This is a genomic window from Pseudomonas sp. 51_B, assembly GCF_017491595.1.
Lineage (GTDB): Bacteria > Pseudomonadota > Gammaproteobacteria > Pseudomonadales > Pseudomonadaceae > Aquipseudomonas > Aquipseudomonas promysalinigenes.
The window spans coordinates 38,388-56,602 of the sequence record NZ_JAFGYW010000007.1 but is presented as its reverse complement, the minus strand read 5'-3'; the positions used below and the strand labels follow the sequence as shown (position 1 = coordinate 56,602).

Genomic DNA, 18,215 nt, shown 5'->3' with positions numbered 1-18,215 from the left:
CTAGGCCAGCGCCCAGATCTGGTCGCCTCCAGTGAGGTAGACGCGGGCGCCATGGCCGGGCTCAACCAACCATCCACCGGTGAACTCCCCAAAGGCCGGTAGCAGGCTGACCTGTGCGTCCATGAGGAAGCACGGCAGCCTGAGCCTTTGACGTGCGCGCCCACGCAGCAGGTATGCCGGATGCACGTGTCCGGCCAGCACCGGGTACTCTGGATGCGGCTGGGGCTCATGTTGTAAGGCAAAAGGAGCCATCAACAGGGGCTCGTCCTGTACCTCTATGGCTAATGTGGCAGGTGGGTCCCCTGCGTGGTGGTCATGGTTGCCACGTACCAGTACGACCTTCAACCGATCATGCCGGGCTCTCCACTCATGCAGCCTGGCCAGGGTGGCCGGGGCATGGGCTTTGCGCGCATGCAGGAAGTCGCCAAGGATGATCAACTGCTCGCACGGGTACTGCTGCAGCAAGCCGTCCAGGCGCGCCAGGGTCGCCGATGTGGTGCCGCGGGGAACGGGTTGATGCAGCGCTCGGTAACTGGCTGCCTTGCCGATATGCACGTCGGCCACCAGCAGGGCGCAACGTGCCGGCCAATAGATGGCCTTGTCCGCCAGCAACCAGAGCGTCTCGCCGCAGTGTTCGATAACCAGGTGATTACTCGTCATCGATTGGCCGCTTTTTCCAAGTCTGCCACCATGCGCGCGATACGGTCTGCCAGCTTTTCGGTACTCAAGGTTTCCCGCATGCCCTCGACCAGCAGAGCGAAAGCCAGCGGGCCAGGCCGCTGCAGCGGGCGCAGGTCCAGTTGCAACTGCTGCATCTTGGTTAACTGACGGTGTAGCCGTTCGATTTCCAACTCCTCGTTCAGCACCTCATCGCGCGCCTGGCCAAGCAGCAAGTTGCCAGCATCATGCTTGCGGAACACTTCGTAGAACAGGCCGCTGGACGCCTGGATCTGCCGTGTGCTTTTTTGCGCGGCAGGGTACCCACCGAACACCAGCCCGGCGATCTGAGCGATCTCACGAAAACGCCGCAGCGCCATTTCCCCAGCATTCAGGCTGGCCATAACATCCTCCAGCAGGTTGTCGCCGCCAAGCGCACCCGGCAAGCAACCTGCCCAATTTACATCGCTAGGGCTGAGCAGTTCGAAACCGTAGTCGTTCACAGCGATGGATACCGATAACGGCTGCTCGCGGCTCACCCGCCAGGCGATCAGGTTGGCCAAGCCCAGGTTGGCCATGCGCCCGGCGAATGGGTAGAGAAACAGGTGCGAGCCCTGGCGGGTGCTGAGCGTTTCTGCCAATAGGGTGTTGCAGGTTGGCAAGGCTGACCACTGCGCCTGCAACGTGAGCAGGGGCCGTACCGCTTGCATCTCTGGCCCTCGGAACTGTTCCTGTGAGGCAGCATCGAGCTGTTCGACCAGTGCGTCAGCCAGTTCGCTGGACAGTGGCATGCGCCCCCCATTCCAGCGCGCCAGCGCAGCCTTGCGCGAAGTGCTGCGCCGTACATAGGCGGTCATGCCTTCCACCCGCACCAGCTCCAGGATACGGCCCCCGAATACCAGGCTGTCACCGGGCCGCAAGCGGGCGATGAAGGCTTCTTCGACGCTCCCCAGGTGTTTGCCGCCGCCGCCCTTGCTCCAGTATTTGAGCTGCAGGCTGGCCTCGCTGACGATGGTGCCGATACCCATGCGCTGGCGGCGCGCCAGGCGTTCGCTGGCTACCCGCCAGACACCGTCGGGGTGTGCCTCGACGCGCTGGTAATCCGGGTATGCGGTCAGGGCGTGGCCGCCGTGGTTGACGAAGTCCAGCGCCCATTGCCACTGGCTGTCGCGCAGCTCGCGGAACGCCCAGGTACTGCGCACTTCGGCGAGCAATTGGTCCGGGCGAAAACCACTGCCCAACGCCATGCTCACCAGGTGCTGGACCAGCACGTCCATACACAGGCGTGGCGAGCGACGCGCTTCGATATGCCCCTCAGTCAGTGCTGCCCGGGCTGCGGCGGCCTCAACCAACTCCAGGCTGTGGGTCGGCACCAAGGTGATGCGCGAACGCCGCCCTGGGGCATGGCCAGAGCGACCGGCGCGCTGCATGAGGCGGGCAATGCCTTTGGTCGAGCCGATCTGCAGCACACGTTCCACCGGGAGGAAGTCCACGCCCAGGTCGAGGCTGGAGGTGCAGATCACGGCCTTGAGCGTGCCCTGCTTGAGGCTTTGCTCGACCCAGTCACGTGTTGCCCGGGCCAGCGATGCATGGTGCAAGGCAATCTGCCCGGCCCAGTCGGGGCGGGCATCAAGCAATGCCTGGTACCAGAGTTCGGCCTGGGCGCGGGTGTTGGTGAATACCAGGCTGCTGGTGCTGGCATCGAGTTCCTGGGCAACCTGGTCAAGCATTTTCAGCCCCATGTGCCCGGCCCAGGGAAAGCGCTCAATCGCTGTGGGCAGCAAGGTGTCGACCAGCAATTGCTTGTCCTGGCGGCCTTTGACCAATTGGCCGCCACCCGGTAGCAGCACCTCCAGGGCGTGGGACAGGTTGCCTAGAGTCGCCGACAAGCCCCAGGTTACCAGCCCCGGGTGCCATCGACGCAAACGCGCCAATGCCAGCTGCAACTGCACGCCACGCTTGTTGCCGAGCAGTTCATGCCACTCATCCACCACCACTAGGCGCAGGTTAGCGAAGTCTTCAGCCGCCTGAGCTCGGGTCAGCAGCAGTGTCAGGCTTTCTGGTGTGGTGATCAGGGTGCTTGGCAAACGCCGGGCCTGCCGAGCGCGCTCGGCGCTGCCAGTGTCGCCACTGCGTACGCCAACCGTCCAGTCCAAGCCAAGCTCATCCAATGGCGCTTGCAGGGCGCGCGCAGTATCTGCGGCCAGTGCGCGCATTGGGGTGATCCATAACACCTGCAGCGGTGCAGGCTGGCGCCCCTTGGTTGGCTTGGCGAATGCGCGCAGCGCTGCCAGCCATAGCGCGTAGGTTTTGCCTGCCCCGGTGCTGGCATGCAGCAGCCCGGATTCGCCGCGACCTACTGCTGCCCACACCTGGCGCTGAAACGCAAATGGCTTCCAGTTGCGGGCTTTGAACCAGGCATTGGCTAGGTCGGAATGAGCGGGCATGGTGCCGAAGGTCCTGAGAGATCGTGTTCTACAGACCACCGGCCACCAGTATTGGTTTTAATCGATCAATTGGCCAAGAGGTAACCGCTGCGGCACACCTGCTCGCCTGCGACATGGGCAATCACCATGCCTGCCGTGGCCATGCGCCGAACATTGCGCGCATACAACAGGCCCGGCTGGCTGTTGCGGATTGCGCTCACACGGTCGCTCAACGGGTCAATGACTTCGGCGATCAGTTGCCCTGCCTGCAGATACTGGCCAGGGCGCGCGTGGTACACCACCAGCCCACCTAGCGGGGCAATCACCGGCTCCACAGCGGCCAGCGGGGTGGCTGGGTGAGGCAGCGCTGGCAATGGGGCAGGGGTGCCCTGGATGACTTTCGTGTGGGTCAGGTACTCGAGTATGGCCTGGCTGTCTTGATTGGCCAGCTCATGGGTCACATCCGCCTGGCCGCGCAGCTCCACAGTGACCGCGAGGCTGCCCAGTGGGATCGGGAAGCGCTTGGTAAAGCGCTGTTGCAGTTGCCACCACACCAGGCTGAAACACTCATCAAACGACTGCCCGCCTGAGTCGGTGGCCAGCAGGCTCGCCTGCGCCCCCAGGTAGCGCGCCAGTGGCTCGACCTGAGGCCAGGCTTCGGGGGTGGTGTAGAGGTGCTCGACTGCCTCGAAATCACAGTGCAGGTCCAGCACCATGTCGGCATCGCACGCCAGACGTTGCAAGGCCAGGCGTTGAGACTGCAGTGGCGTCTGCGCCGTCTGGGCATCCAGGCCGCGACGCAGATACTCGCGTATCAGTGCCCGGTTGTGGGTTGGGTCTTGAGTCAGATGGCCTTCGATCTGGTCACCGATGCTGTCGGAGAGGTCGACGAAGTTGCGGTTGAAGTTCTCCCCGCTTTGCAGCTCGAAACGGCCCAAGGGGGCGTCCAGCATCACCTGCGCCAGGCCAACCGGGTTGGCCACCGGTACAAGGATGATCTCGCCGAGCAGGCGGCCTTGCTGTTCAAGTTCGCTCAGGCGGCGTTTGAGGTGCCAGGCTACGAGCATACCGGGCAGTTCGTCGGCGTGTAGCGAAGCCTGGATATACACCTTCGCCCCCCCTTTTGGGCCGAAGTGGAAGCTGTGCAGTTGGCGGGTGATGCCCGGCACGGGCGAAAGCAGTTCGTGGGTCGAGTGATGCATGGTGGTCCTGGCTGCGTGGCGAAAACGGTCTGCGACACGGGTCGGCAGAAAGATAGAAGCATACTTTCTGCGATAGCGCCTCACCGTGTGCCTTGTTCAGACCAGCAAGGCCTGCAGACTGGCCAGGTCGTCGGCTTCGTCCACCGGCTTGTCCAGGCGCCAGCGCAGCATCCGTGGAAAGCGCACGGCGATGCCGCTCTTGTGGCGTTTGGAAAGTGCAATGCCCTCGAAGCCCAACTCGAATACCAGCGTGGGCTTGACGCTTCGCACTGGCCCGAACGTCTCCACCGTGGTTTTGCGAATGATCGCATCGACCTTGCGCATTTCCTCGTCGCTAAGCCCGGAGTACGCCTTGGCGAATGGCACCAGGGCCCTGTCGGGAGTGCCGGGTGGCGCATTCCACACAGCGAAGGTGTAGTCGCTGTACAAACTGGCGCGGCGGCCGTGGCCGCGCTGGGCGTAGATCAGAACCGCATCGACGCTGAACGGGTCGATCTTCCACTTCCACCACAGGCCCATGTCTTTGGTGCGGCCTACGCCGTACAGGGCATCGCGCTGCTTGAGCATCAGGCCCTCGACACCCAGAACACGGGACTGCTCCCGTTGTTGGGCCAGGTCGCTCCAATCGTTACCCTCAAGCAAGGGCGAAAGCAGCAACGGTGCCAGTGGCTGTTCCTGCACCAGACGCTCTAGCTGTTGACGCCGCTCGTGTTGCGGCCGGCTGCGCCAGTCTTCGCCTTGCCATTCCAACAGGTCATAGGCTTGCAGCACTACCGGAGCGTCGGCCAGTAGTTTCTTGCCCAAGGTTTTGCGGCCGATGCGTTGCTGCAGCACCGCGAAGGGTTGTACGGCCGGCACATCAGGGTCGCCAGCGGGCTTCCAGACCAGAATCTCGCCGTCCAGTACTGTGCCGTCAGGTAGGCTTTCAGCCAATGCATGCAGCTCGGGAAAGCGGTCGGTGACCAGCTCTTCGCCGCGTGACCAGATCCACAGCTGGCCCTCACGCTTGACCACCTGGGCACGTATGCCATCCCACTTCCATTCGATCTGCCATTCAGAGGGCGGGCCGAGCTGAGCCTGAAACTCCTCAGCCGGGGCTTGCAGCGGGTGAGCGAGAAAGAACGGATAAGGCTGGCCGCCGCGCTGGCTGTGTTCATCGGCGGATTCTTCAGCGACCAGCTTGTGGTAACTGGTGGCCGTCGGCCGATGGCTGATGTCGGTGTAGCCTACCATTCGTTGAGCGACGCGCTTGGCGTCCAGGCCTGCGAGTTGGGCCAGGGCGCGAGTGACCAGCAATTTGGAAACGCCTACGCGAAAACTGCCCGTGATCAGCTTCAGGCAGAGCATCAGGCTAGGGCGGTCCAATTGTGCCCACAAAGGCGGCAGGCGCTGCTGGATGACCTCTGCGGGCAGCCCACGCAAGGGCAGCAGATGAGTTTCGACCCAGTAGGCCAGGCCCTCGTCGCTGCCCTGGCTAGCGTCAGGCAGCAGCAGCGAAATGGCTTCTGCCAAATCGCCTACGGCTTGATAGCTCTCTTCGAACAACCACTCAGGCAAACCGGCCATCGCCGTTGCCAGTTCACGTAGTGTTCGTGTGGGCACCAATTGCCGAGGGCGGCCCCCAGCAAGAAAATACACAGCCCATGCAGCATCTTCGGCAGGCGCCGATGCGAAGTAGTCGCGCAACGCCTCCAGCTTGGCATTGCTGGACGTAGTGGCATCCAGGCGCAGGTAAAGTTCGGCGAATGCTTTCATGCCTCGGGCTCCGTGGCCGGGGTGTCATCCTCTTCGCCATACTCGGTGACGAAAGCCCGAGCATCCAGGCCTTGCTCATTGAGGTAGCGCACCAGCACGTTCACTGAGCCGTGGGTCACCATGACCCGCTCGGCGCCGGTCTGGCCGATGGCCCAGAGCAGCCCTGGCCAGTCGGCATGGTCGGACAACACGAAGCCGCGGTCCACACCGCGGCGCCGCCGTGTTCCGCGCAGCAGCATCCAGCCGCTGGCGAAGGCGTCGCTGTAATCGCCGAAACGGCGCATCCACGTGCTGCCAGCGGCCGAAGGTGGCGCCAGCACCAGCGCTCTTTGCATCAGTGGGTCTTTGCGCGGAATATCGCCGGCATACCGAGTAGGCGGCAGGTACACCCCAGCTTCGCGGTAGACCCGGTTCAGTGGCTCGACAGCGCCATGCACCAGAATCGGGCCGATGTCCGGGTCCAGGCCATGCAGAATCCGCTGCGCCTTGCCGAAGGCATAGCAGAATAAAACGCTGGCCTTGCCTTGCTCACAATTGCTGCGCCACCAAGCATTGATGCCAGCGAAGATTTCCGCCTGGCTGGGCCAGCGATAGATCGGCAGGCCGAACGTGGATTCGGTGATGAAGGTATGGCAGCGCACCGGCTCGAAGGCGCTACAGGTGCCATCCGGTTCGACTTTGTAATCGCCCGACGCGACCCAGACTTCGCCTTGGTATTCCAGGCGCACCTGCGCCGACCCCAACACGTGGCCGGCCGGGTGCAGGCTGAGGGTGACGCCATGGTGCTGGATGCGCTCACCGTAGGCCAGGGTCTGCAAGTCGATGCCCTGGCCCAAGCGGCTGCGCAGGATGCCCTCACCGGGTGCAGCGGTCAGGTAATGGCTATTGCCCGTGCGGGCATGGTCGCCGTGCCCGTGGGTGATCACTGCGCGCTCGACCGGGCGCCAGGGGTCTATGTAAAAGTCGCCGGGCGGGCAGTACAGGCCTTCGGGGCGGGCGATGACGAGGTCCATGGCATGCCTGTGCTGGTTGTGGGTTACCAGTTAGGAGCTTTGGCCACGGGGGGAAGTTCGTATGGAATTGGCTCACAGCTGCCTGGCTTGGCTAAGGCGGCGGCTGGAGTGCAGCCGGCTGCTCGATCCCTCAGGCGCTGAAGATGCTGAGGCGTGCCCACTGACACGCCTCGCTTTGCGTCATTGTGCTGCAACCCTCAACGCCCCGGCACCAAGGTCAAGCGCTGGCTGCCATAAGCCCGTGCGAAATGCTGCGGCTGCAGCGGCAGGCTCATGAAGCGCCCTTTGAACCAGGCATCCAGGCCGTCGGCGTAGTGCGCGCTGGCCGGGTTGCCGGACTGTCCGCTGCTGGTCAGCACCTGTAGGGGTTCGGCCTGGCTGAAATCGACGATCATCCGTGCCGAAGCCGGCAGGCGCGTGTCGAAATCGCTACCCCAGGCGTATGGGGTCAGGCTCAGCGTGGTGAAGTCGCCACCGGCGGCCAGTGGTGAGTGGCTAAGCGCGTCACCCAGGCCGTGATAAGCGGGCGCCGGCCAGCGATACTGGTGCAGCTTGCCCCATTGCCAGGCGCTTAGGTCGCTGCCCAGTTGCGCGGAGCCAACATCTACCGCAGCTGCCAGGCTGCGGGCGAGGATGGCCGGTTTGTCCTCTTTTTGCGCTGTGCTGCGATCATCCCAGAATGGGCTGTCGTCGCGCCCCAGCAGGTGGTCGGCCTGAGCCGAGTAAGACAACCGGGCATTACTGACGAATGCTTGCCAGGCAGGGCCCGACTCCGGGCCGAGGTCGTCGAGGAAGGTCTGCCGAGTGACTTCCTGAAGGAACAGCTCGTAAAGCGCTGCATCCGCCGAAACCGGGCTCAGTCGGCCATCGAATGCCTTCAGACGAGCAAGCGCGTTGCGCGCTTTGTCGCGCTGAGCCGGCGGCAGGGCATCGATGGCCTGCTTGAGCGGCTGGGCCATGCCGGGAGCCTCGAACATCTGCTTGAGCTTGGCGGCCATCAGCGTCACCTGATCATTCTGCATGGCCATCAGGCTGCGCGCGTCGTGTCGGCCGTTGCCGGCCAGCTGGGCCAGGCGCTCTGCACGCTCAGGGTAGTACCAGGTGCTGGACAGCTGCATGCCATAGCCACGGGGCAGGCTGCGCTGGTTGGCGTGGGCGATCCAGCCGGCCGGAGGGTCCTGGTCATAGGGGTGCAGCATCGGGTCGGCATAGCCGTCCCAGTCATAGCGCCCATCCCAGCCTGGCGACGGCAGCAGGCCCTGGCCCTCACGGCGGTTGGGGTAGCGGCCGCTAACCTGCCAGCCGATATGCTCAGGTTCGGCGAAGACGAAGTTCAGGGCAGCGCTGGCCACCTCACGGGTACTGTCGAAGGCACGCTCCACATTCTGTGCCCGGGTCAGGTCGAACAGTGCGTCGAGGCTGCGGTCGCCCTTGAGGTGTGGCAGGCTCAGGGCCAGGCCTAGGCTCGGGTTGCCGGCCTGGGGCAGCAGGGTGCCGTGGCGAGTGTCGTACATCACTTCGCGCTGTGGGCGCTGGCCGCGTACGAAGAACGTCTCGCTGCGCGCCCGCGCCGCTAGCCATTTGCCGTCGGCCAGGTAGCTCACCTGGCTGCCGGCGTGCCGCAGTTGCTCCAGGTACAGGTCTTGGTTATCAGCCATTACTGCGCTGCTGCTCCAGGCCAGTTTGCCGTTGTAACCGGCCAACACGATGGGAAAGCCCGGCAGAGAAAGGCCCGCGACCTGATACTTGCCCGTGTGGATCTGCACCGGGCTCAAGGCCCAGGTGGCGCGGCTGTCACTGGCCAACAGGCTCTTGCCACTGCGGCTGCGCTGCGGGCCGAGCGCCAGGTTGGCTGACCCAGGGCTGCCGAGCAGGTCGAGGTCGGCGAGTTTCTGGCTGGCTGCCGCCAATGCGGGCAAGCCTGGTAATTGGCTGCCCAGGTTCAGGCCTTTGAGTTTCTCCACCTCGGCGTCAGGCAGAGGTTCGTCCGGTGCGCCGGGCAGCAGCCAAGGCAATTTGGCGCTGCCCACCTTTTGCGCCAGGGTCAGGGCGCTGAGCTCTTCGTGCAAATTCACCGACTGGCTGAAGGCGTAGAGGCTGAAAATCAATGCCGAATCCTCAGGCTTCCAGTACTCCGCCCGATACCCGGTGCTGGCCAGGTTTGCCGGTAGTTTGTCGCGGTATCGGAACAGGTAGGCATTGACGCCTCGTGCATACACCTCGAAAAAGCGCTTCAAGCGCGGCGAGGCATCGGCGTATTGCTGGGCAGCACGCTGCTTGAGGTTGGCGGCGCGCATCAGGCGGTCGATATCCAGCGCCTCGCTCCCGGCCAACTCTGCCAGGCGGCCTTGGGCCAGCAGGCGCATGGCGAGCATCTGCTCGATGCGATCACCGGCATGCACATAGCCAAGGGTGAACAGGGCATCATGGAAGCTGCTGCTTTCGATCAGCGCTGCACCCATGGCGTTGCGCCGTACCGATACGTTCTGGGCCAGGCCCTTGAGCGGCTGTACCCCCGTGGTTGGCGGCACGCTGTCCTGATAGCCCCCCATCTGACAGCCGGCCAGGCCGAGCATGCCTAGCAAGGTGGCGGCGGCTGTGAACCGCAGGCGGAAGGGAGGGCGGACGAGGGCGGCCATGACAAGGGCTCCTGCAAGGCGTGGCGAGGTTGGAAAGGCGCTAAGGTAGTGAGCGCGCAGGCGCCGTGCAAGGTGTGCGCAAGCTTTATTTACCAGCGGTCGCTGCAGCGCATTCGGGCAACTGCAACGACCGGCATTCAAGGTGTCAGGCGCCGTGGCACTTCTTGAACTTCTTCTCGCTGCCGCATGGGCATGGATCGTTGCGACCAACGTCTTTCAGGGCGTTGCGCACCGGCTCCTGGTGGCCGTGGTTGCAGTGCGGGCCGTGCACATGGCCGTGGTCGTGATCATGATGATCGTGACCGTGGTTGCAGTCTGGGCCATGAACATGGGGTTGCTGGGTCATTGCTGGTTACTCCGGTTTGAGATCGCCGGGCATTATCTCACCGCTGCGGCGCAAGTGCAGGTCCTGATGGATGATCAGCCCGGTTTCGAGCTCGCCTTGCAGGCGATAATGCAGCGCCTGGTTGCTTTTGAGTAATTTGACCAACGGCTTCAGGTGCTGCCATAGATTGGTCCGCGCGGTGATCTTGAACGTGCGCCGTGCGTGCCCGCCGACACTGCGCCAGAGGCTGACATCATCCTGCACCAGCAAAAGGTCGTTCAGCCATACCGAGTAACTGAGGTTGCGGATGAACAGGCGGCTGTCATTGGGGTTGTCGACGCGAAAGTGCAGGACGAACTCCTGTTGCAGCAACCGTGCCTTGACCGTTTCGACCTTGTCCAGGTGTAACTGAGGTTCGCGCCAGTCGTCATCGCCCCAGCTCGCACAGCCTCCCAGCAGCACCAGAAGGACACTTAACAAGAGCAGGCGGCTGGCGGCAATCATGCTCAATTACCGACGTAACTGGCGCAGCATTTCTTGAACTTCTGCCCGCTGGCGCAGGGGCAGGGGTCGTTGCGACCGGCCTTGAGTGCGACGGTGGGGTCGATGAAGTACCAGCGCCCCTCGTGCTGCACGAAAGCGGAGCGTTCTCGGTGTTGATGGTCGCCTTGCAGGTCATGCCAGCGCGCGATGAAGGTCACGAAGGCGTGCTCGGGCTTACCGCCAAGCACTTCAGCGCTCTGCACCTGTAGCCCCAACCAGGTGCTCTGGGCGCTCCAGGCTGCAATCGCATCACGGTCCAGTTCGTCTTGTTGGGCAGGCAGGGTGGTAGCCACCAGGTAGTCGACCAGCCCCAATACATAGGCGCTGTAACGCGAGCGCATCAATGCCTGGGCGTCGGGAGCCGGGGTGCCGGCGTGGTAATGCCCACAGCAGGCCTCGAGCAGATTGCCGCTGCCACACGGGCAAACCGAGACACTCATCATCACCACCAATACTTGCCGAAATTTTCAGGGTTGGCCCAGAACTGAGTGGGGTATGGCGGCAGGCCAAGCGTAGCGGGCTTCATAGAGGACCTCAAGGAATTTGGTGACAAAGCTGGTGACAGTGTTGGTGACAGACAGCAAGACCGCAAGGGCGAATTAACTGGGGTCCTTAACGCGCCCACAGGCACCCATGCGAGGGCCTACGGGGGAGCCTGCGCGGGTTAGTCTTGTCAGATGGGGGCTCGGAAATTTTCTTCATATTTCTATCAGGGCCCTTAAGATGCTCATGTAGCCAACAGACCAGACGGACAGCTACGCAGACCAGATAGGCAGCCTGCAAGATATCCATTAGGTTCTCCTGTAGAGGTTGCAAACTATCGTATTTTTACTATGTCGGTATTCCACATGCTCTTGGCGTTTTCTATATTGATGCAATCAACAGCGGATTTTCCAGCGCCATCGGCAGAGGGGTAGATATTCGCAGCACTAAATCCTGCACTTTCACAGTATTCGATAAGTTTGGCGGCCTCAAATACTGGAAGAGTGAGCTTGATGAGAGGAGTTGGTTGCTCAGGAAAAATGACCTCTAATCCCCGTGGAGCAAGGTCTTGCGTGGGGAACAGATTATTTGGATGGACGGTGAATAGTCCTGCCTGCGCTGCAAGGTGAGGGCTCGTTGATCCGGGTGAGGTATGGAGTATCAAGTCATCATAGAGGCCGCTATGCTCAATATTCAAAGCCCAGACTGCTAAGCGGGATTTTTCTTTCCATTCCTTAAAACACGCAAGAGCCGAGCTTGCAGCGAAGTAACATGCAGTGAAACTCTGAGTCGTCCAATCAAGGAGTCGAGTGGGTACGCCGTGGTGCTGAGCCTTTGCCATCAGATTAAAAAGGCTCTTTTCGGGGGTTGGTTTGCTCCCTTTGAATCTGTTAATGGCGGCTGAAGGGTTGACAATGAGGTTGCGAAACTCAGAACTATCATTTGGGATAGTTAGACCTACGCGATCCAGTTGCTCCATAAACTTCTGTAGCCACCGATGTTCCAAAAAGAAAAATTCTTTGGAGCAGAATTTCTTAGTCGAATCTGAGCATTGATTCTGATACGGGCGGAGTAAGGAGGGAACAAGCTTCCAATTTGCGTCAGCCTGTCCACGGTAGATAAATTGGTGTGGACCTTTGACGAGAGGTCTGGTGGGCGACAGTGCGTCCCAAAAACTTTCAGCGGTTTCAAACGTTTTAACTTCAAAATTATCGACACCCATTACAGTCATCCTAACTATGTTCGAGATCTTTGATCTTCAGGGGTAAGGCGCAGGTTTGTCCATACATATCCTGTTTCTCAGTAGCCCCTGCCGGTCCCTCTTTAGGTCCGGCCTTACGGGGCGCTTTTAGATCAGCTCAGGGCAATGCGAGTGACCAGCGGGAACGGCACTTGGACAGTCTGAAGACCATCGGTAGTGAGTTTCACCTTGACCATGCCATTGGCGATGATGTCCACCACAGCCATGATCTCAAGGTCCCAGCCTTGGGCGTTCGGATTGCGGGTCGCTTCGATACGCCACACGCTGCCGTCTTGGCGCTCACGGTAGCTCAGTGAGGTGAACAGCTTGGGCAACATAAAGATGCCATGGTCGGTCCCGGTGTACGGCTGGATGCCTGCTCCAATGAGGGCCTCGACATCATCTCCAAGACCGGCACGGTTGGCAGCACGTTCCAGAGTGCTCAGGAGAGCAGCAGGCAGCAGGACCACGAAGTCAGACAGCGAGGTGCCTACGGTGTGGTTGATGTTCATGGCCATGATGTCGATGAGGTCCTCAGAGACCTCCATAGGCTTGCCTGTTGGCATGGCCTCAGAGACCACTTCGGTGCTTGGGGCAGTCGCCAAGATGGCAGCGACCTTACCGGCTGCGCTGTGCTCGATGTCACGGAGCATCTTGTCAGCGGTTTGCTCCATAGACTGCACGGTGAAGCCTGCCATCAGATTGTGGTCGAGGATGGTGGCACGGTGGCTGATGACCAATGCCGTGTCGGTGGTCTCGGTGAAGATCACAGAACCGGCCAGGACTTCACCCTTGCTGATGGTCTCGTTATCCCAGTTCTTGCGAGGGTCGAAGGCGACAGAGCGGTCGGCCATGGTGATGATTTGTTGCCCAGTGGCCTCAGAGCCAGCCGGACGGAACTCACAAGGAGTCGCCTCCATGGCAGCCTCTCGCCACTCATCGCCGTTCAAGTAGTCCTCAGCGGCTTCCACAAGGGCCTCCACATAGACGGACACATCGGTGGCCGCTTGGGTCTCAGGGCGAACATCGGCAGTGTTGAATCGAATCGACCCGGTGTGCTCATCAGTGACGGCGGTGGTGTAGGTCGATGGCTTGGTGTACTGGAATGGTTGTTTCATGGGAATAGTTCTCCTGAATAGATGAATGAAGTGTGTGTGTCGAGGAACGCGCTGTTACCAACCACCGCTATTGCTACGGGAGGCGGCACGCATACGGGCACCATGCTCACGAATGGCAGCGTTTCGGGCTTCCCGATCCGCCTTCGCTTGGGCGATCTCTCGATCCGTGGGCACACGGCATCGCTCAGCATGGGCATCTGCCTCAGCCTGCAAGCGAGCACGCTCCTGAGCCTTTTGGTGTTGGTCTTGGCGGTACTCTCGGGCAACTACGGGAATCGCTTGGAGCGACAGACCGGCCTCATCGAACGCCTTAACGATCTCGAATTGCTGGCCCTTAACGGTCCCGCATTGGGCGACCAGCATGGGCAGCATGATGTTCTCGACGTACTCACGGTTCAGGGTCTGGCCCGACACGGTGACTTCGTTCTTCAGGACTTTCGTGATAGTGATTTTCATGTTTGGGTTCTCCTATTGGGGACCCTTTGATTCGTCCTTGCGCCATAGACGCGCACGACCAGACGGCCAAGGAGAAAGCCTTCGCGGGCATCTTCAAGGACGATCAAAAGGTTCTGGGTTTCAAGTGGTGTTGATGACGCTGATTCAGGACATGGCAAGCCTGAAGGGCATCGAAGGGCGCAGCGTTAGCTCGCTACTGGATCAACCGTGGCGACGGCTGTTGTGCAGGGTCGAGGAAATTATTTTGTTGTTGGTCTTCCTGTCTTACCCATAGTGAGGGTATTTGGCGACAGCCTTGACGGAAGCCTTTAAGTTGTGAGTGAGATTCCCTCAGAGCCACTCAATGGAATCCTCAAGTGAGTCGAGGCGATGGCTTGCAGACACAACCCTTGTTCAAGTAGCTGGTTCAAACGGTCGAGGGTCTTTTGGGGACACTTAGCGAGGACCCGTTGGGCCACACCGTCCATATCGAAGGTGACCTGTCCAGCCTTGTAGGTCCTGAAGTTGAAACGGTGGTCACTGAGGGTTCGGCGTAGCTCAATGAGCTGGGTTCGAGCAGGTCGAGGGAATACAGTGGACAAGATAGACACGTCCTGATCGGTGAGGCGTGAATTAGCTGGGCAGACAATGATGGTCATGGTGTGAGGTCTCCTTTGAGGTGTTCTTAAAGATGCCCTTTGAGATGAGGGGAGTTGTAATTAACAACCCCTCTCCCTCTGGGTCTGGTCGATGCTTTGACCTGAAGATGGTCCTTGAGATTTTCTTTTATATATCCGGCGTTAAGTCGCCAAGCCCCGGAATAGAGCCTCTGCGCCTACCTCAGCCACAATCTCAGCCTTGATGTCTGGGTGTCTCTCAACATACGAAGCGATCCCATTGGCAGCGTGTCGGGCAGCCTTGGCGATTCGCTGGGCGGTTCTCAAGGAATACTCATTGGTCTTGCAGGCGTCCGCTGTGATCTCCGAAAGGAACAACGCACCGATGACCGCTCGGGCCTTGACGTTGATCTTTCCGTTGGTGACTCCTGCACTGGTGATGATTGACCCGGTAATGATGTCGTCTACCCATGGCAGCGGATCGGGAATCGCAAGGAGGTACATATAGGCTGCGACAGGGTTGGCGAAGGTGGCCTTTGGGCGTCCACGTCCTCGCTTAGGCTCATCGCTTGGGGTCTCTTGGGGTTGCCCTTGGGGGTCGCTGGAAAGGCCCTTGGCGGCTTTCTGGTGGTCCTCAGAGAGGGACTCATCGGCACGACGCTCAGCGGCCCATGCCTGATACTGGGCCTCAAGGTTGGCAGGTCGGACCATATCCTTGCGGCGAATAACCTCGCCAGAGATTGGGTCAGTGTGAAGGATGGTGCCGGTTTCGTGATCGACGTGGCGGTGTAGTGGTCCGGGTTGGGTGAGCAGGGTCATGGAAGTGGTCCTCAAATGGCCGCTGCGAACGTGCAGCCATAGTGAGGGTTTTTAACGACACCAACAGATGGGCGTTTATTTAGAGACCTTCCGACGGTCGTATTTCTTAGCTGTGCATCCAGTTGAAGGGTCGCAAGGAATCACGTCATATATTTGAGCTTTGACAATAGGCTTAGGGTCCCCTTTGATTTTTTTCTTGGCTACATTGAAACTGTAAGTCATAGAACCTCCTTTAGGGAATTTTCCCCAGCCATCCATAAGGATTGAAGGTTGCCAATCGTCAAGAAAGGATGCATCTATGCCCACGGCAGTTCCTTTCATGTACTTGCTTAGGCTCTTGTTTATTGTGCAGAATTCATTATGGTTGCATTGGTCAACTCTGGCGAATAAAGCTTCTTTGCCTATTCCTGTTGATGTGGTGAAGTACTTGCTTAGCACGCTTTCGATCTCATCCATATCTGTGTCTTCAACGTGCCAATAAACTCGGATGGATATTTTTGCCGTCCTCTCGTAGACCTCTGTCACATCAGTTGTGATACTGTCGATCTTTATCGAATCTCTGTATCTAACTATTGCATTGTCACGTAAGTCTCGAAGTGCTGCCGCATTGCGTTGCTCAACCGTCTGGACTCGGCTTTGAAGGTTATTCATTTGACTCTCTAATGTCTCAGCCGTCGCATTCATATAGAGACTTCCCAGAACAGCGATTTGTAGGAGGCGCATCATGTCATTGTGTCACTCATAATTTTGAAATGGATTAGGGTGGGCAGGACAATTGCATCAACCCACCCAATGCTCCTACTGCTTAATCCCCAAAAGCTTTTACCAGAGCTTCATGGAGTGTCCCCACAGGAACCCTCTGAGACCCCGCGTAGAGGTCGTAAGTGATGTTCCCTGAGCTGTGCCCGGTGATGCTCTGAGCGATGACCTCAGGGGTCGCTGCGGCCTTCAGCAGGCCCGACAGAGAATGTCTCAGCGAGTGGAACGACTGGTCACTGCCTGCCTTCAGCCCCAGCGGCTCACGTAGGGCCTCATTGAGCGGCTTGTTGAAATAGTGAGCCTTCGCTTTGAACAGATTGCCGGGTTCCGATGCGACCCACTCAAGGAAGGTCTTGAGGGAGAACCCATAGGCCCCATCGACCAGAGGGACTTGCCGGACGGAGAAGTCATTCTTCAGGGTCTTTCCCTTCTCGTCCTTGTTGATGTCGATGACGGTGATCCCGTCCACTTGCTTTATGTCGTCCTGAGTCAGTTGGTACAGCTCACCAATACGGGCACCTGTGAGGACTCCCAGAGACAGCGCCCAGCGCTTCCAGTCAGTTGCAGGCAAGGCGTTGGCATGGTCCATGATGGTTGCCACCTCATCACGAGAGAAGGGCCTACGCTCACTGTCAGCCCCTTTCTCGATCTTCAGGCCCTTGTCATAGGAGCGCTCAAGGAAGCCATTGTTTACGGCCCAATCCATGACAGTGGATAGCTGGGTCAATAGCTTGTTGACTGTCAGGACCTTGCGGCCATCCATTACACGCTCTTTGAGCGCCACCATGTCAGCCCGTGTGTGGGTCTTGATGTTGAGATCCCCGAGAAGTCCTGAGAGCGTCCTACAGTTCGATTGGATGGCTTTCAGGGTTGAGCCTTCCACGTTGCCTTGGCGTTCCTTAATGAACAGCTCAGAGAGGCCCTCGAAGGTAATCGGGTCTGTCGAGGACGCATTTACAGATAGGGACGCGGAAGGGGCTACAGACGTGCTACAATACAGCTCCCCAATGATCTCTGTGAGTTCCTGAGGGCGACCCTCAAGACGCTCCTGAGCAGCCCTGAGAACCCGCTGGCCTGTCCCGATGGCTCGCTGCTGGCTCCCAGTGAACCGACCAAGCGAGGCAGCCTCAGCGAGGTGGTTGCTCATCTGGTCATAGATTTCCATGTAGAGGCCCCGAGAGTCCTCGCTATGGCCCTGTAGGGCGTCCTCAGCGATCTCCTTGAGTCGTTCCTTGAGGTCCTCCCACGAAGCCTCAGGGCGGTCGAGGTGGAAGACAGCCAGTGTCTTGAGGATGTCCTTTGAGAACTGCATAGCGGTTGGCCTATCGGTGGAACGGAGAGAGATGGCGAGACTACGGGTTGAGCATCCCCGAGGGCGAACCCTCAGATAGTAGATTCCTGACCTTCTGTAGTGCCAGACCGAAAGGGCCTGAGATGGTCGATGGTGACAAGGCTGGTTACAGGCTGGTGACAGTTGGCCCTGCTCGGGCATAGCAATGCTGGTGGTCATGGTGAGGTAAGCCCTTGATATTCATGGGTTTACCACCAGTACTTCCCAAACATTTCCGGGTTGGCCCAGAACTTGGCGTTGAGCCAGTCCGGGACCTGCTTGTAGTCATGTAGATCATAGGTGAACAAGCTCAAGACCTGCTGGTCACGGCGGAATTTCTCGCTGGCCGACAGTGCCAGGGAGAAGAAATCGGTATCCCGCCAGCCACAGGCGGGTAGGTCGGCCAGTACCGCCACGCGGCTGGCATTGAGGTTGCGAATGCCGCCCAACAATTGCAGGCCCGTGCGTTTGGGCAGGTGCTCCAGGCAGTCCACCAGTACGGCCAGGTCAAAGCGCTGAGCCGCCACCGTTGCCGGCAAGGGCCCTGGCGGGCAGGTTTCGATCGTGACCTGCGGGTGAGCATCGGCAAAGGCGTCCAGGGCTGGGAAGCGGGTGCCCACCAGCAGCAGACGCTGCGGCGTAAAGCGTTCTAGCAGGGCGGCCAAAGCTTGTTGCGGGGTGCGCTGGGAAAAACCGTCGGTCATTGCCAATCCTCGTTCTAGACACCCAAGACTAGCGGGCCATTGCCCGTCGGCATAGAGGAAAGTGGCTGCGCAGTGGCTTATTGCTGGCAGGGATGGATAGTGCCGTCTTTACTCCGAAAGATCGGCCTTGAGTCGATTCCCCTAGGAGAA

General features: G+C 60.0%; 16 protein-coding genes. All 16 read right to left on the bottom strand.

The genetic code is table 11. The features are described 5' to 3' along the window. On the bottom strand, nucleotides 1-660 hold the full coding sequence (pdeM, locus tag J5M56_RS10675) for a ligase-associated DNA damage response endonuclease PdeM (protein WP_207936801.1): 660 nt from the start codon (nucleotides 658-660) through the stop codon (nucleotides 1-3). Then, complete coding sequence (locus J5M56_RS10670; RefSeq protein WP_207936799.1) at nucleotides 657-3,104, bottom strand: ligase-associated DNA damage response DEXH box helicase; 2,448 nt, start codon at nucleotides 3,102-3,104, stop codon at nucleotides 657-659. The genes pdeM and J5M56_RS10670 overlap by 4 nt, the downstream gene beginning before the upstream one ends. Before the next feature lie 65 nt (nucleotides 3,105-3,169). After that, the gene (locus J5M56_RS10665) at nucleotides 3,170-4,285 is read right to left on the bottom strand and encodes a succinylglutamate desuccinylase/aspartoacylase family protein (protein WP_207936797.1); all 1,116 of its coding nucleotides are present in this window, start codon (nucleotides 4,283-4,285) and stop codon (nucleotides 3,170-3,172) included. A gap of 96 nt (nucleotides 4,286-4,381) precedes the next feature. Further along, complete coding sequence (locus J5M56_RS10660) at nucleotides 4,382-6,040, bottom strand: ATP-dependent DNA ligase (RefSeq protein WP_186477603.1); 1,659 nt, start codon at nucleotides 6,038-6,040, stop codon at nucleotides 4,382-4,384. Then, nucleotides 6,037-7,053 carry a ligase-associated DNA damage response exonuclease gene (locus J5M56_RS10655; protein ID WP_186477604.1) on the bottom strand — a complete coding sequence of 339 codons (1,017 nt, stop codon included), beginning with the start codon at nucleotides 7,051-7,053 and terminating at the stop codon, nucleotides 6,037-6,039. The genes J5M56_RS10660 and J5M56_RS10655 overlap by 4 nt, the downstream gene beginning before the upstream one ends. 197 nt (nucleotides 7,054-7,250) lie before the next feature. Continuing rightward, nucleotides 7,251-9,692 carry a penicillin acylase family protein gene (locus J5M56_RS10650; protein WP_207936795.1) on the bottom strand — a complete coding sequence of 814 codons (2,442 nt, stop codon included), beginning with the start codon at nucleotides 9,690-9,692 and terminating at the stop codon, nucleotides 7,251-7,253. A 145-nt stretch (nucleotides 9,693-9,837) separates the two neighbouring features. Next, nucleotides 9,838-10,038, bottom strand: a complete 201-nt coding sequence (locus J5M56_RS10645) for an SEC-C metal-binding domain-containing protein (protein ID WP_060477824.1) — start codon at nucleotides 10,036-10,038, stop codon at nucleotides 9,838-9,840. A 6-nt stretch (nucleotides 10,039-10,044) separates the two neighbouring features. After that, nucleotides 10,045-10,521, bottom strand: a complete 477-nt coding sequence (locus tag J5M56_RS10640; protein ID WP_207936794.1) for an LEA type 2 family protein — start codon at nucleotides 10,519-10,521, stop codon at nucleotides 10,045-10,047. Between the two features lie 2 nt (nucleotides 10,522-10,523). Then, on the bottom strand, nucleotides 10,524-11,000 hold the full coding sequence (locus tag J5M56_RS10635; RefSeq protein WP_060477822.1) for a YchJ family protein: 477 nt from the start codon (nucleotides 10,998-11,000) through the stop codon (nucleotides 10,524-10,526). Nucleotides 11,001-11,377: 377 nt separating this feature from the next. Further along, a complete protein-coding gene (locus J5M56_RS10630) occupies nucleotides 11,378-12,265 on the bottom strand; it encodes an FRG domain-containing protein (RefSeq protein WP_207936792.1) in 888 nt (295 codons plus the stop codon). Between the two features lie 131 nt (nucleotides 12,266-12,396). Next, a complete protein-coding gene (locus J5M56_RS10625; protein ID WP_207936790.1) occupies nucleotides 12,397-13,401 on the bottom strand; it encodes a hypothetical protein in 1,005 nt (334 codons plus the stop codon). 54 nt (nucleotides 13,402-13,455) lie between these two features. Next, nucleotides 13,456-13,857, bottom strand: coding sequence for a hypothetical protein (locus tag J5M56_RS10620; RefSeq protein ID WP_207936788.1), 402 nt, complete (start codon nucleotides 13,855-13,857; stop codon nucleotides 13,456-13,458). 779 nt (nucleotides 13,858-14,636) lie between these two features. Then, nucleotides 14,637-15,272: a hypothetical protein gene (locus J5M56_RS10615; protein WP_207936786.1), complete on the bottom strand. Its 636-nt coding sequence runs from the start codon at nucleotides 15,270-15,272 to the stop codon at nucleotides 14,637-14,639. A 75-nt stretch (nucleotides 15,273-15,347) separates the two neighbouring features. Then, nucleotides 15,348-15,923 carry a hypothetical protein gene (locus J5M56_RS10610; RefSeq protein WP_207936784.1) on the bottom strand — a complete coding sequence of 192 codons (576 nt, stop codon included), beginning with the start codon at nucleotides 15,921-15,923 and terminating at the stop codon, nucleotides 15,348-15,350. A 154-nt stretch (nucleotides 15,924-16,077) separates the two neighbouring features. Continuing rightward, nucleotides 16,078-17,343: a site-specific integrase gene (locus tag J5M56_RS10605; protein ID WP_207936782.1), complete on the bottom strand. Its 1,266-nt coding sequence runs from the start codon at nucleotides 17,341-17,343 to the stop codon at nucleotides 16,078-16,080. 227 nt (nucleotides 17,344-17,570) lie between these two features. After that, nucleotides 17,571-18,065 carry a DUF6231 family protein gene (locus tag J5M56_RS10600; protein WP_207936780.1) on the bottom strand — a complete coding sequence of 165 codons (495 nt, stop codon included), beginning with the start codon at nucleotides 18,063-18,065 and terminating at the stop codon, nucleotides 17,571-17,573. Between the last annotated feature and the right edge of the window lie 150 nt (nucleotides 18,066-18,215).

Excerpts from the sequence above, each read along its gene's own strand:
- J5M56_RS10600 (WP_207936780.1), bottom strand. The coding sequence starts at position 18,065 with ATGACCGACGGTTTTTCCCAGCGCACCCCGCAACAAGCTTTGGCCGCC.
- J5M56_RS10640 (WP_207936794.1), bottom strand. The coding sequence starts at position 10,521 with ATGATTGCCGCCAGCCGCCTGCTCTTGTTAAGTGTCCTTCTGGTGCTG.
- J5M56_RS10615 (WP_207936786.1), bottom strand. The coding sequence starts at position 15,272 with ATGACCCTGCTCACCCAACCCGGACCACTACACCGCCACGTCGATCAC.
- J5M56_RS10645 (WP_060477824.1), bottom strand. The coding sequence starts at position 10,038 with ATGACCCAGCAACCCCATGTTCATGGCCCAGACTGCAACCACGGTCAC.
- pdeM (WP_207936801.1), bottom strand. The coding sequence starts at position 660 with ATGACGAGTAATCACCTGGTTATCGAACACTGCGGCGAGACGCTCTGG.
- J5M56_RS10655 (WP_186477604.1), bottom strand. The coding sequence starts at position 7,053 with ATGGACCTCGTCATCGCCCGCCCCGAAGGCCTGTACTGCCCGCCCGGC.
- J5M56_RS10605 (WP_207936782.1), bottom strand. The coding sequence starts at position 17,343 with ATGCAGTTCTCAAAGGACATCCTCAAGACACTGGCTGTCTTCCACCTC.
- J5M56_RS10650 (WP_207936795.1), bottom strand. The coding sequence starts at position 9,692 with ATGGCCGCCCTCGTCCGCCCTCCCTTCCGCCTGCGGTTCACAGCCGCC.
- J5M56_RS10625 (WP_207936790.1), bottom strand. The coding sequence starts at position 13,401 with ATGAAACAACCATTCCAGTACACCAAGCCATCGACCTACACCACCGCC.
- J5M56_RS10660 (WP_186477603.1), bottom strand. The coding sequence starts at position 6,040 with ATGAAAGCATTCGCCGAACTTTACCTGCGCCTGGATGCCACTACGTCC.
- J5M56_RS10670 (WP_207936799.1), bottom strand. The coding sequence starts at position 3,104 with ATGCCCGCTCATTCCGACCTAGCCAATGCCTGGTTCAAAGCCCGCAAC.
- J5M56_RS10610 (WP_207936784.1), bottom strand. The coding sequence starts at position 15,923 with ATGAATAACCTTCAAAGCCGAGTCCAGACGGTTGAGCAACGCAATGCG.
- J5M56_RS10665 (WP_207936797.1), bottom strand. The coding sequence starts at position 4,285 with ATGCATCACTCGACCCACGAACTGCTTTCGCCCGTGCCGGGCATCACC.
- J5M56_RS10635 (WP_060477822.1), bottom strand. The coding sequence starts at position 11,000 with ATGAGTGTCTCGGTTTGCCCGTGTGGCAGCGGCAATCTGCTCGAGGCC.
- J5M56_RS10620 (WP_207936788.1), bottom strand. The coding sequence starts at position 13,857 with ATGAAAATCACTATCACGAAAGTCCTGAAGAACGAAGTCACCGTGTCG.
- J5M56_RS10630 (WP_207936792.1), bottom strand. The coding sequence starts at position 12,265 with ATGGGTGTCGATAATTTTGAAGTTAAAACGTTTGAAACCGCTGAAAGT.